General features: G+C 42.4%; 1 pseudogene. It reads right to left on the minus strand.

The features are described from left to right. Window positions 1-249, minus strand: a pseudogene (locus C1E99_RS13925) (beta-hexosaminidase); the annotation flags it as partial. Between the last annotated feature and the right edge of the window lie 60 nt (window positions 250-309).

Consider the following 309-nt stretch of genomic DNA (forward strand, 5'->3'; position numbering starts at 1 on the left):
CTTGGTCTGCAAAATATAGTTTTGCTCCCAAATATCTGCAGCAGGTCCAGGATTATAACGAACAGCAGCAATCTTATAATCATTTAATACTCCAGTCAGATAGTCTTCTGTCCGCTGGCTCCCCATGTTGACAAAGAGATGACCGATTTTTTCATCCAAGGTCATCTGAGCAATGGTTTCTTCAATCCAAGAAATAGCCTCTTCATCAAGGCTGTAAGGTTTCTTCCGTAAATCTACTAAATGTGTCATGTTTGCCTCCAAAAAAGCTAGAGGACATAGCGCCTCTAGCCCTTCTCTCTAGTCGGATCG

It is taken from the genome of Streptococcus suis (assembly GCF_002964045.1).
Taxonomy (GTDB): Bacteria; Bacillota; Bacilli; order Lactobacillales; family Streptococcaceae; genus Streptococcus; species Streptococcus suis_U.